Origin of the sequence: Pseudomonas aylmerensis, from assembly GCF_001702265.1 — a bacterium.
Lineage (GTDB): Bacteria > Pseudomonadota > Gammaproteobacteria > Pseudomonadales > Pseudomonadaceae > Aquipseudomonas > Aquipseudomonas aylmerensis.
The window spans coordinates 176858-188846 of record NZ_MAUE01000002.1 but is presented as its reverse complement, the minus strand read 5'-3'; the positions used below and the strand labels follow the sequence as shown (position 1 = coordinate 188846).

At 62.0% G+C, this 11989-nt stretch carries 8 protein-coding genes; 2 read left to right on the top strand and 6 right to left on the bottom strand.

The annotated features are described in order from the left end of the window. Positions 1 to 62 precede the first annotated feature (62 nt). Positions 63 to 764 (bottom strand): SDR family NAD(P)-dependent oxidoreductase, encoded by a 702-nt coding sequence (locus BBG20_RS01630; RefSeq protein WP_065899634.1) that lies wholly within the window; start codon positions 762 to 764, stop codon positions 63 to 65. Next, entirely contained in the window at positions 761 to 976 is a 216-nt protein-coding gene (locus BBG20_RS01625) for a tautomerase family protein (protein WP_065899633.1), read from the bottom strand. Before BBG20_RS01625 ends, BBG20_RS01630 begins: the two co-directional genes overlap by 4 nt. 199 nt (positions 977 to 1175) lie before the next feature. Here BBG20_RS01625 and BBG20_RS01620 point away from each other — a divergent pair, with 199 nt between their 5' ends. Further along, positions 1176 to 3317, top strand: a complete 2142-nt coding sequence (locus tag BBG20_RS01620; RefSeq protein WP_065899632.1) for a M48 family metallopeptidase — start codon at positions 1176 to 1178, stop codon at positions 3315 to 3317. A gap of 60 nt (positions 3318 to 3377) precedes the next feature. Here BBG20_RS01620 and BBG20_RS01615 read toward each other — a convergent pair whose 3' ends face one another. After that, entirely contained in the window at positions 3378 to 4694 is a 1317-nt protein-coding gene (locus tag BBG20_RS01615; protein ID WP_065899631.1) for an OprD family porin, read from the bottom strand. Between the two features lie 408 nt (positions 4695 to 5102). Here BBG20_RS01615 and BBG20_RS01610 point away from each other — a divergent pair, with 408 nt between their 5' ends. After that, complete coding sequence (locus tag BBG20_RS01610) at positions 5103 to 7190, top strand: TonB-dependent receptor (protein WP_065899630.1); 2088 nt, start codon at positions 5103 to 5105, stop codon at positions 7188 to 7190. A gap of 92 nt (positions 7191 to 7282) precedes the next feature. Here the strand turns inward: BBG20_RS01610 and BBG20_RS01605 are convergent, their stop codons facing one another. The 3 genes from BBG20_RS01605 to BBG20_RS01595 form a co-directional block, all read right to left on the bottom strand. Further along, positions 7283 to 7501, bottom strand: a complete 219-nt coding sequence (locus BBG20_RS01605) for a hypothetical protein (RefSeq protein WP_065899629.1) — start codon at positions 7499 to 7501, stop codon at positions 7283 to 7285. Between the two features lie 234 nt (positions 7502 to 7735). Next, on the bottom strand, positions 7736 to 8842 hold the full coding sequence (gene aguA / locus BBG20_RS01600; RefSeq protein ID WP_065899628.1) for an agmatine deiminase: 1107 nt from the start codon (positions 8840 to 8842) through the stop codon (positions 7736 to 7738). Positions 8843 to 8963: 121 nt separating this feature from the next. Then, on the bottom strand, positions 8964 to 11873 hold the full coding sequence (locus tag BBG20_RS01595; protein WP_065899627.1) for an aminotransferase: 2910 nt from the start codon (positions 11871 to 11873) through the stop codon (positions 8964 to 8966). Positions 11874 to 11989 lie beyond the last annotated feature (116 nt).

The following is an 11989-nucleotide window of genomic DNA, read 5'->3' as shown; positions in this document are numbered from 1 at the left end:
TGTGCAGCGGTGCCCGCCATCGAGACTAGTCGGCAGGCGTCATTGACTCCAACCACCCGCACTCAGTGCCCGGCACTTTGGCCGCCGTCCACATGCAGAATCTCGCCGGTCACGAATGCCGCTTGCTCCAAATAGATAATCGCCTGGGCGATGTCACTCACTTCGCCCATATGGCCCATCGGGTGCAACTTCCCGAGTGCCGCGTGGGTGGGCTCGGCGTGCATCGGCGTCTTGATGATCCCCGGGCTCACTGCGTTGACCCGAATCCCGCGCTTGGCGTATTCAATCGCCAGCGACTTGGTCGCCGAATTCAGCCCGCCCTTGGTGAGGCTGGCGAGCACCGAAGGCACGCCGTCGACGGCATGGTCGACCAGGCTGGTGGTGACGCTGACGATGTGGCCGGCGCCGCGTTTTTCCATCTCGGCAATAGCGAGTTGGGTGATGTAGAAGAAGCCGTTGAGGTTCACCGCGAGCACGTTGGCGTAGTCCTCTTGGGTGTACGTGGTGAAGGGCTTGGCGATGAAGATACCGGCGTTGTTGACCAGGCTGTCGATGCGCCCAAAGGCTGCCAGCGCTTCGCGGATGACGCGCTGGGCGGTGGCGGAGTCGCCGATGTCACCGGCGACGGTGAGGATGTTCGGGTCGGTGGACGGCTGGATCGAACGCGAGGTGGCGACCACGCGGTAGTCGAGGGCGCGGTAGGCCTGGACCACGGCGGCGCCGATGCCTTGGGAAGCGCCGGTAACGATAACGACTTTACTCATGATGATGCTCCGGTAATGGATTTGCGGTATTCAGTGGTGGTGATGCCGGCGTAGCCCCAGTTATCGGTGTCGATTTCTTCGATGACGATGTGGGTCAGGTCCGGGCGTTTGTGCAGGACGCGTTCGAGGGTTTCGGTGAACTCGGCGATGACCTGGGCTTTTTGCTCCGGGGTAACGCCGTCTCGGGTGATGCGCAGGCTGACAAAGGGCATGGCAATGGCTCCAGTCGCCGGCCATCGGGGTGATGGGCTGGCAGTGGGGCCAATTTAGGCGTGCGCCTTGAGCGGATAAAGGTGGGGCTGGGTACTTCATTAGTGACGCGGTGTAATGGATCAACAGCGCCGTATTGCTCTATCCTCGCTGGCGTATTTTTCGGTATAACCGAAGCCCACGCGTTGTGAACGGACTCCCATGAACGCCCTGAAGCTGACCTTTCTACTGGTGATTTTCCCGCTGCTGTTGGCCGCACTCGGCGGTTGGGAGCACCAGCGCGCTGCCCAAAGCAGCAACGCCGTGATCGACTATCACCTCAATGTCGGCATCGCCAAGCAGCAACTGCAGGCGCTGGCGGCGCAAGACCCGGCCGCGACCGTCGACCTCGGCAAAGAAAAAATCCGCGTGCAACTGGCGCTCTCGCGGCTGGACAAGATCGAAGCCGAACTGCCCACCGCCCATCACATCAACCGTGCACTGCGGGCGTTGGCACCGTGGGTGATCGGCCTCGGGCTGCTGGCGGCCTTGATTGGCCTGGCGGCGCTGCTCGGCACCCAGTGGGCCGGGCAACGCGCGCAGCAGTCGCGGGACAAACTCTTGCAGGCGTTCACCCTCGGCAGCCGCTTGCTGCCCTACGTGCTGGTCAGCCATGTGGTGGCGATGGCAGCAACGGTCGCCCTCGCCTTGAGCTATGAAAGTTTGGCGATGTGGCATGTCGGCCGGCTGGGCAGCGGTGAAATCAAGCTGATGGCAGTGCTGGGGGTGGTCGCGGCGTTCTGCGTGTATTCGATCTGGCTGTTGCTCAAGCAGTTGCGGCACATGCTGGGCATGTTCAAGCCCGAGCCGCTGGAGATCTTCGGCGCCGTGGTGACGCCCGAACAGGCGCCGGCCTTGTGGCGACAGGTGAATGAGCTTTCGAGCACACTGGGTGCATTGGCGCCGGACCATATCGTCGTGAGCCTGGCCCAGGGCTTTTATGTGACGTCCAGCGAGGCCAGTGTGCTGCCGGCGCAAACCCGCTTGACTGGACGCACCCTGCACGTGCCGCTGCTGCACCTTGGCTTGCTGAGCCGCGCCGAAATCGGCGCGGTGATCGGCCATGAACTCGCGCACTTCGCCGGCGAAGACACCGACTACAGCCTGCGCTTTGTGCCGATCTATGACGGCGTCAATCGCAGCCTGCAGGCCTTGCTGCAAACCCTGCTGGCGAGCGACCTGATCCAGGGCTGGCTGATGCGCCCATCCTTTCTGTTCGGCGTGTTTTTCATGCAGCACTTTGATCACGCGGTGAACCATTGGAGCCGCGAGCGCGAGCTGCTGGCGGATGCCGCCGGTGCGCGCGTGGCCGGCAATCGCGCGGCGGCGTCGGCCCTGTTGCGGGTGTCGGTGCTGCATGCCCACGTCGAGGAATCGCTGCTGGCGTTATGTGACGCCGCATCAGAAGAAGACCTGCCCCGCGCCGTGCTCACCGCGCTGAGCGGTTGCGAATTGCATCTGCCGCCTGAAGCACTGGAGATTCATCAGCCGCATCCGACCGATTCCCACCCGTCCAATGGCGAACGCCTGCAGGCGCTTGAGGTTCCATTGGACGAGGCGCTGCGCACCGCCACCCGCCCTGTCGACGCCGCCGCGGCGAACGGGCAAATCGATGGTTATTTCAGCGCGCCACAGACGCTGCGCGAGCAACTGTCTCGCGATCTGCTCGAGGTGGCCGTCGCCGAGAACGCCGTGCACACTCAGCTGCTGGAAACCCTGGTCGTTTCGACAGATGGCGAACGCGCACTGCATGAAGGCGGCGCATGGCGCGGCGTCTTGATGGCGGTATTGACGATACCCTTCGTGCTGTTCGCCCTGTGGATAATGGCCCGCCCCTGGCTGGCCCCGGAGCGCCTGAAGGGCACGCCGTTGTCGACAATCGGCGTGGGCGCCGCCGTCGGTAGCGTCGCGCTGATATTCCTGGGGCTGGGCGTGCGACGGTACAAACGCGCAGCGCAGGTCGCCTTGCGCCTGACGCCGGAGCATTTTGTCTTCGCCAACCTGAAGCAGCCGGTGCCGATCGAGCACATCGCCGATGTCTCGCTGCAGTTCATGCAGGGCATCTGGGTAACGCTGGAGTTGAAGCCGGATGCGCCCTTGCCTGAGCGGCGCAAGACCGCGTTTGGCGTGCCCGGCGCGCGGATCAACAAGAAGAAACGCCAAGTGCTGCTGCAGATGGCGCAACTGTGTATCGACAACCAGAAGATCGAACCCTACGAGGGCCTGAGGCTGATGCTCGACTACGTCAACGCGTCTGTTGCACGCAAGGTCCTGCAGAGCCGGGAGGATTCTGCGCAGGCATAAAAAAACCCCGAACCAGTCGGGGTTTTTTATCGCCTTGGATCAGGCGCGACGCCAGATCAATTAGAAAACGTTGATCGGGTAGTCGGCGAACAGACGGATTTCGTTACCGCCTACGTTGTACTGGTCGGCGTTGCTGGAAACACGCAACCAGGACGCACGCGCACGCAGGCTCAGGTCTTTGGCCGGGCCGCTCTGAACGACGTATTTGAACTGGTTGAAGATTTCACGCTCGGTGCCATTGCCGCGGTTGGAACCGTCGTCAATGTTGGTACCGCGCACGTAGGCAACGTTGTAGCTCAGGCCAGGCACGCCGAAGGTAGCGAAGTCGATACCGTAGGCTGCTTGCCACGAACGCTCGTCCTTGCCGTTGAAGTCGGACCAGTAGGAGTTTGCCAGCAGGATGGTGTTGCCGCCGTCGCCGATGCCGCCAGCGTTGCGGTAGCCGCCATACAGGTAGCCGGTGTCGCCGGTGCTGCGCTGGTGAGCAAGGGTGAAGCTGTGCGGGCCGACAGCCCACGTGGCGCCCAGGCTCCAGATTTTGTTGTCGCGAGCGTCTTCGTCTTTCTGGTTTTCCAGGGCGAAGCTCTTGTCCAACTTGGTTTTGTAGCCGTTGAAGTCAAAGGTCAGCGACTGCTTCTCTGGCAGGGCCAGCACGTAGTTGACGTTGACGTATTGCTTCTTCAGCACGTCCTGCATGTCGGAAGCGTAGAGCGCAGCCGACAGGCTTTCGGTGAATTTGTAGCTACCACCGATGTAGTCGATGCTTTTCAGGCGACCGCTGTCGGTGCCTTCCATGCTCTTGCGCGCTTCTTTGGTGAAGTGACCTGCGTCCAGTTGCAGACCGGCGATCTCTTTGGAAACGATCGACGTACCGGTGTAGGTTTCCGACAACAGACGGGAGTTGTCGTACTGCAGTACAGGTACGGCCGGGAACTGATCACCGTACTTGAGCACCGTGTTGGAAACGCGGAACTTCACGGCAGCGCCGCCTTTGGCCAGGTCGTGCGGTGCCGAGCCTGGGTTGTTGCTGCCATCAGGGTTGGTGGTGCCATTGCCCTGCTTGAAGAAGTCGATGCCGCCCGCGCCGGCGCGACCTTTACCACCGTCCAGACGGATAGCGTATTGGCCGATGACGTCCACACCCACACCGACGGTGCCTTGGGTGAAGCCGGACTCCAACTTACCGATGAAGCCTTGGCCCCACTCGGCTTTATCTTGCTTGCCGTTCTTGTAGTCACGGCTGATGTAGGCGTTACGTGCTGCGATGTTCAGGTGGCTGTCTTCAACAAAACCCTTGGATTGCTCCTGGTCGTTGGCCATTGCCTGAGTGGCGCTCAAAATCCCCAGAGCGATCAGACCCATCCGTTGCTTCAACATTTCTTATATTCCTTATTACTGGTTGAGTACGCGCTGTGACACCAGGCTCCGTGTCGCTTTTCTGGTGTCGACTTTTCCAGGAAAAAAGAAAGCCCGCGGACGACTTAACTGCCGCGGGCCTTTTTTATTGGATGAGTCATGGCGGTTAGCCACAGGCGTTGGGCGCAATCCTAGTCGCGCGTTGAACTATGTGTCAATTTCGTGAATCGTCTGTATTTAGGCGAAATAATTCTAAGCAAAGGCCTATTGCCGCTCTGGAAACGACAAAAAATCGCCTTTGGCGACCTCTGAAACACATTTAGTAACATATTTCAAAGCCGATACATTTGGGAATAGATAACGCACGTAAATGCAAAGCATTACCATTAACGCGCAATTTCCTCCCTAACAATTCGGATACATTTCCCCATGCCAGCCCCACGCCTGATGCCCCTCACCCTTGGGCTTTCTGTTCTGCTGTCTGCCGGTTTTGCCTGTGCTGCGACCACCCTGCCCGAAACCTCGATCAGCGCCGACGCCGACGAAGACGATCCCCGCGTCAGGGAAACCACCACCGCCACCCGCACCGCCACTGCGGTGCGTTATGTGCCCCAGGCGATCGACTCGGTAAAGACCGAAACCCTGCGCGCCTACGGCACCAATGACCTCGGCCAGGCGTTGAGCGGCATCCCCAACGTGAGCAGCGGCGCCGACACACGTTTCGACAGTTTGCGCATCCGTGGTTTCGACGCGAGCAATGACTTCTATCTGGATGGCATTCGCGACGACAGCCAATACGTGCGCGACCTGCATAACATCGAGCGCATCGAAGTGCTCAAGGGGCCAGCAGCCGTACTTTACGGGCGAGGCGGTCAGGGAGGGATCGTCAACCGCGTGAGCAAACTGCCCATCGCCGGCCACGCCTCGAGCATCGAGGCCCAGGGCGGCAGCAATGATTTGCGCAGCCTGTATGCCGATCTCAGCGCCGACCCCAGCGACACCCTCAGCCTGCGCCTGAACATGGGCAACCAGGACAACAACAGCTTTCGCGATGGCGTCAGCGGCAATCGCCAGTTGTTCGCACCGTCCATGAGCTGGCAACTGACCCCGGACCTGAACTGGCTGGTGCAATACGAATACAGCCGCTACAACCGCACGCCGGACCGCGGCATCCCCGGCGTCAACGGCCGCCCGGCGGATGTGAGCCGCGGCACCACCTACTTTGACAGCCGCGACTACATCGACGACAAGACCCAGTCGCTGCGCTCCAAGCTGGCCTACGAACTCAATGACAATTGGCAACTGCGCCAGACGTTGGGCGTATTCAAGCTCGACAGCGATTTCGACAACACTTACCAGACCGCCTACGCGCCTGCGACTAACAGCGTCACACGCCAGCGCTGGCAGCAGGACCTGACCACCCTGAATATCTTCAACAACCTTGAGCTCGAAGGTGGCTTCAGCACCTTTGGCCTGGAGCATCGCCTGCTCAGCGGCCTTGAGCTGGGCAGCCAGCGTCGCGATCCCAAGCTGTACACCGCGACAGCCGTCAACCGTGGCGGGCAGGCCGTGCCGAGCCTGGACCTCAACCAGCCGAATCGCCACCTGAGCCACACCGGGCGGATGAGCGTGTCGAGCAACAATCACACTGAAGTCGACAGCCGCGCCGTATACGTACAGGACCAACTGCGCCTGAATGATCAGTGGCAATTGCTCGCTGGCCTGCGCTACGACCGATTTGAAGTGGACACCAAGAACAAGCTGCTCAACACCCGGCAAGCGGTCGAAAGCCACAGCACCAGCCCGCGCTTCGGTGTGGTCTGGACGCCGCTGGAACATCACTCGTTCTACGCCTCGTGGAGCAAAACCTTTTCCCCGGCGGGGGGCGGCGTGATCGGCATCACCCCGAACGCCGCCGGCAGCGTCAACGACCTGAGCCCCGAACTGACCAAGCAGAAGGAAATCGGGGTCAAGAGCGACTGGCTCGACGACCGCCTCAGCACCACCCTCGCCGTGTACGAACTGGAACTCTACAACCGCCGCACCAGCGACCCGCTGGACCGCACCATCACCTTGCTCAGCGGCCTGCAGCGCTCGCGTGGCGTGGAGCTGACCGCCACTGGCAAGATTGTCGGCAACTGGTCGGTGCGCGGCGGCATCGGCTTGCAGGACGCTACGGTCGTGAAGGACAACAACGGCTTTGAAGGCAAGCGCGTCAGCGACGTCGCCAAGCGCAATGCCAGCCTGTTCCTCACCTGGAAACCGGAAATGGGTTGGTACGCGGAAACCGGGCTGACCCTGGTCGGCGACCGTTATGCCGACAGCCTCAACACCGTGGTCATGCCAGGTTATGGTCGCTGGGACGCATTGGCCGGGTTCCGTCAAAAGGAATGGGACCTGCGCGCGGCGCTGAATAACATCGCCGATAAAACCTACTACGCCTCGGCGACCAGCGTGGCGCAGATCCAGCCAGGCGAGCCACGCAGCCTGGTGGTCACAGGCACTTACAGCTTCTAAATTCCCCCTCCACCTGTAGGAGCCGGCTTGCCGACGATAGCGTCGGCGAGATCAGCGCAGGCCCAAGGCCGTCGCCGCCGGCGAGCCGGTTCCTACAAGGGTGCGATCAATTCACACAGCGCGTGCACTTCTTCCTCACTGAACAACCCCGCCGGGTAGCGTTCACTCATCACGCTGCGCAAGTCAGGCTGCTGCCGGATCTGTCGCGAACCGTTTTCCTTCAACCAGAGCGCCAGCGCATGGATCGCGTCACCGTTGACCCGCAAAGGGTGGAAGGTGCGCGTGTACATCAGGTTGATATCGGCATTCATTTCAGCGCTCTCTCCTACTGCGTGAGCGGCTAACTTACTCAAGGTTTATGACAGAACTGCGCAGTCATCACCCTGGGCCACTGTGACAACACCGATACAAGAGCTATGCCAATGTCCCGTGTTTATAGGCATGCGGACACAAAAAAGCCCGCGACCTTGCTGGGCCGCGGGCTTGCTCAAAACGCTGAAACCGGCTAGCGCCCGCTCATCGCTCGAATGCTGTTACAACTGCACTCAGTTTTTGTGCGGGGCTGGCTGTTGTTGGGTCAGGCAATGGATATTGCCGCCGCCCAGTAACAGTTCACGGCCCGGCACCATCACCACTTCGTGCTGTGGGAACAGCTGCTGCAGGATCGCCTTGGCCTGGCTGTCCAGCGGGTCGTCGAAGCTCGGCGCGATAATGCCGCCGTTAACGATCAGGAAGTTCACGTAGGAACCCGCCAGCCGCACGCTCGGGTTGCGCTCCTGGGTACCGTCCACCGGGTCCACGCCGGCGCATTCTTCCTCGGTGGCGTACAGCGGCCCCGGGATCGGCATTTTGTGCACTGTGAACGCGCGTCCCTTAGCATCAGTGCTGCTTTGCAGGACGTCGAGGGCGGCATGGCAACGCGCGTAGTTAGGGTCCTGCGGGTCGTCGGTCCAGGCCAGCAGCACTTCACCCGGGCGCACGTAGCAGCAGAAGTTATCCACATGCCCATCGGTTTCGTCGTTGAACAGGCCGTCCGGCAACCAGATAATCTTATCCACAGCCAGATTGGCGCTCAGCACCGCCTCGATCTCGCCACGGTCCAGGTGCGGGTTGCGATTGCGGTTGAGCAGGCACTCCTCGGTGGTGATCAAGGTGCCTTCGCCGTCGACGTGGATCGAGCCGCCTTCGAGCACAAAGCCTTCGGTGCGGTAGCGCGGCGCGCGCTCGATTTCGAGGATCTTGCCGCCTACCTGCGAGTCGCGGTTCCACGGCGAATACAGGCCGCCGTCAAAACCGCCCCAAGCGTTGAAGTCCCAGTTCACGCCGCGCACTTCGCCGCTGTTGTTGATCACGAAGGTCGGGCCGGTGTCACGTACCCAGGCATCGTCACTGGACATTTCCACCACGCGGATATTCGGCACATCCAAGCGGGCGCGGGCGTTTTCGTACTGGCCGGCGGACACCGCCACGGTCACCGGTTCAAAGCGCGCAATGGCCTTGGCCACCGCGACGTGCGCCGCCTGCGCTGGCTTGCCGCCCAGGCGCCAGTTGTCCGGGCGTTCGGGCCAGATCATCCAGGTCTGGGTCTGTGGCGCCCATTCGGCGGGCATGTAGAAGCCATCGGCGCGGGGTGTGCTGTGCAGGGTGGTCATGGCGTTCAGGACTCCGAATGGGGTGAAAGCCGACTTTATAACGGATAAAAATCGGCTTTAAAAGCAATCAACGATCATAGTTTATAAATATGACAATAAATAGCCGATAACAATCGACTACCTACACAAGCTCATCCAGCACCTTCGACAGCATATCGACGAAGAAATCCACGCTGCGGCGGGAGGTGACCATCGGCGGCTTGATCTTGAGGATGTTCAAGTAATCACCGGTAGGCTGCATGAAAATCCCCAGCTCGCGCAGGCGCTCGCAGAGCAGCGCGGTTTCTTCGGTGGCGGATTCCAGGGTGTGGCGGTCGCGCACCAGCTCCAGGCCCAGGTAGAAACCCGAGCCGTGAACGGCGCCGACCAACGGGTGACGGTCGATCAATGCTTCCAAACGCGCCTTGAAATGCCCGCCGACCACTTGGGCGTTTTCCCACAGCTTTTCTTCCTCCATGACATCCAGCACTGCCATGCCGATGCGGCAACTGACCGGGCTGCCACCGGAGGATGAGAAGAAATAGCCCTCAGCCTCCAGCGCCTCGGCGATTTCGCGGCGGGTGATCACCGCCCCCAGCGGCTGGCCATTGCCCATGCCTTTGGCCATGGTGATGATGTCCGGCACCACGCCCTGCTCTTCAAAGCCCCAGAAAAAGTGGCCCATGCGGCCATAACCGACCTGCACTTCATCGGCGATGCACACGCCGCCCTGAGCGCGCACCAATGCATACACCTGCTGCAGATAACCAGGCGGCAGCGAGATGCCACCGGCATTGCCGTACACCGGCTCGCAGATGAAACCCGCCAATTGACGTTTGCTCGCGGCGATTTTCGCCAGGTTGTGTTCCACGCTTCGTACATAGTCCGGCGCGCTGTCCTGCCCGCGGAACTCGCCGCGATAGGTATTGGGCGCGGTCACCGGGTGCACCCACTCCGGGCGACTGCTCAAGGCCTGGGGGTTGTCGGCAATCGAAGTCGAGACCGCATCCGCTGCCACCGACCAGCCGTGGTACGCCTCCAGCACGCTGAGCATGTCGCGCCCGCCGCTGTAGGCCCAGGCCAGGCGGATCGCCAGGTCGTTGGCTTCGGTGCCGCTGTTGACCAGGAAGACCCGGTCCATGCCCGCCGGCGCCAGCGCCAGCAAGCGCTCGGAAAACTCGGCAATTGCCGCGTAATGGAAGCGCGAGTTGGTGTTGAGCAGCGACCACTGGCGCGCCGCCACCTCGGCCATGCGCGGATGGCCATGGCCGAGCACCGCCACGTTGTTGAGCATGTCCAGGTAGGAGCGGCCCTGCATGTCGATCAGGTGGTTGCGCCAGCCGCGCTCGATACGCGGCGGATCGGCGTAATAGTGTTTCTGCGAGCGGGCGAAGCTGGCATCGCGGCGCGCCAGCAGGGCCTCGGGGTCCAGCTCGGGCTCGGCATCGCAAGCCAGCCCCAGCAGCGCGGCCGGCGAGGGGCACAGCACCTGCCACGCCTGCGCGCGTGAGGGCGTGCAGAACAACGGCGCCGGCAGCTCGGTACGGCACAGTTGCACGGTGAGCGGGCCTTCGACTTCGCCGATAACCTGGCCCTTGAGCACCGCAGCGCCCGGCCGCAGCGACGCCTTGACACCCCACAACCGCACGTTGGCTTCACCGCTGTGCACACGCAGTTCGCCGTTGGCGCCCAGGTGCACAGTGCCCGCAAACGGCGCTTCGACGGAGGTACCCTGGGGCACGTGCAGCTCGACGTGCAATGGGAACGTCTGCGGCTCATGGGCACTGTCAGGCTGAGTCCGTGACAAACGGTACTGCCCATAACGACTGGCCGCCAGGCCATGCACGGCGGCCGCGTCCTGCAGCAAACGTTGATCGGCGCCGGCATGTTCCCAGTTGCCCGCCTCGAAATGCGCGCTGAGCACGCCCAGGTCGATCAGCGCAAATTCGCGCCCCACCAGCCCTGGCAACAACGGCGCGAAGCCTTGGCTGACCAGCGCTGCAGGCGCCTGCCCGACGCTGCTGAGAATCGCCGCTTCCATCAACTCAAACGGCACCGATGTCGCCACATGGAAGATTTCCCACTCGTGCTCGGCGTTTTTCAACAGGTAACTGTTATCCGGATCCAGGCGTTGCTGCTGCTCGCTGCTGAGTACCAGCACGGCCGCGCGGGCGACGATCAACGGCCACAGCACCTGCAATTCTTCGGGCTGCAGCGGTGTCACGGCATGGCAAGCCTGGATCGCCGGCAAGATCGCAAACGGGTCGCCTTCGGCATGGTGCAACAGGGCGGCGCAGGTCACGGACAGGTCGGCGATGCGCCAGGTGTGCACCAGGTCGCCGAAATCGATCACACCCTGGACTTGCCAACGGCGCTGGGCATCGCGTTGCCAGACCACGTTGTCGTCGGTGATATCCATGTGCACCGCTTGCCACGGCAAGCGCTCGACCAAGGGCCGGATGCGTTGCTCGACCTGCTCGGCCACCTGCTCCAGGGCCGCGCGATGCGGCAGGTTTTCCAGGCTGGCCAGCAGGTGGGTGATCAGTTCCCGTGCATGGCGCGGGTCCCATTGCAGGGTGCGTTCCAGGCCCGGGTGGGCAAAAGACGCGAGGGCCAGGCTCATACGGCCGCAAAGGTCGCCGAAGCCCGCGATCACCTCACGCCCCAGGTGAGGCAGGTGGGTCAACGGCTGCCCGTCGATATAATCCAGCAGACGCACATGCAGGGTTTGCCCGTCGAGGTTGACGCTCAGCAGCTCGTCGCCGCTCAAGGCCTGGATGACCTTGGGTACACGCAGGCCGGCTTGCGCCTGCAAGCTGTTGAAGGCCGCGTGCTGGGCGTGCAATTCCACAGCGGCGTAGTCGCCCCGGCAGATTTTCAGAACAAAGCGCCCGCGCGGGCTGTCGACCTTGTAGTTGAGGTCCTGTTGGCTGCCCAGTGACTGCAATGTGCCCGCGAGGCCGTAATGTTGCTCAAGCAACTGCGCCGCCTGATCGGGGCCTACTTGCGGGCAGGGTAGACTGGCGCGATGAATCAACGTGGCGAGCAACATGGGGTGGCCTCGGTTTTTTTTCAGGGGTGTATATCGCCATTGTTCAGGGGGCTTACGCAACCCCCGGACACATACCGCCCTGTCCAGCGCCACAACACAGGCTATGCTCCATTCGC

Bases quoted from the DNA above. Each gene is read 5' to 3' on its own strand.
- BBG20_RS01630 (WP_065899634.1), bottom strand. From the start codon at position 764: ATGAGTAAAGTCGTTATCGTTACCGGCGCTTCCCAAGGCATCGGCGCC.
- BBG20_RS01625 (WP_065899633.1), bottom strand. From the start codon at position 976: ATGCCCTTTGTCAGCCTGCGCATCACCCGAGACGGCGTTACCCCGGAG.
- BBG20_RS01620 (WP_065899632.1), top strand. From the start codon at position 1,176: ATGAACGCCCTGAAGCTGACCTTTCTACTGGTGATTTTCCCGCTGCTG.
- BBG20_RS01615 (WP_065899631.1), bottom strand. From the start codon at position 4,694: ATGTTGAAGCAACGGATGGGTCTGATCGCTCTGGGGATTTTGAGCGCC.
- BBG20_RS01610 (WP_065899630.1), top strand. From the start codon at position 5,103: ATGCCAGCCCCACGCCTGATGCCCCTCACCCTTGGGCTTTCTGTTCTG.
- BBG20_RS01605 (WP_065899629.1), bottom strand. From the start codon at position 7,501: ATGAATGCCGATATCAACCTGATGTACACGCGCACCTTCCACCCTTTG.
- aguA (WP_065899628.1), bottom strand. From the start codon at position 8,842: ATGACCACCCTGCACAGCACACCCCGCGCCGATGGCTTCTACATGCCC.
- BBG20_RS01595 (WP_065899627.1), bottom strand. From the start codon at position 11,873: ATGTTGCTCGCCACGTTGATTCATCGCGCCAGTCTACCCTGCCCGCAA.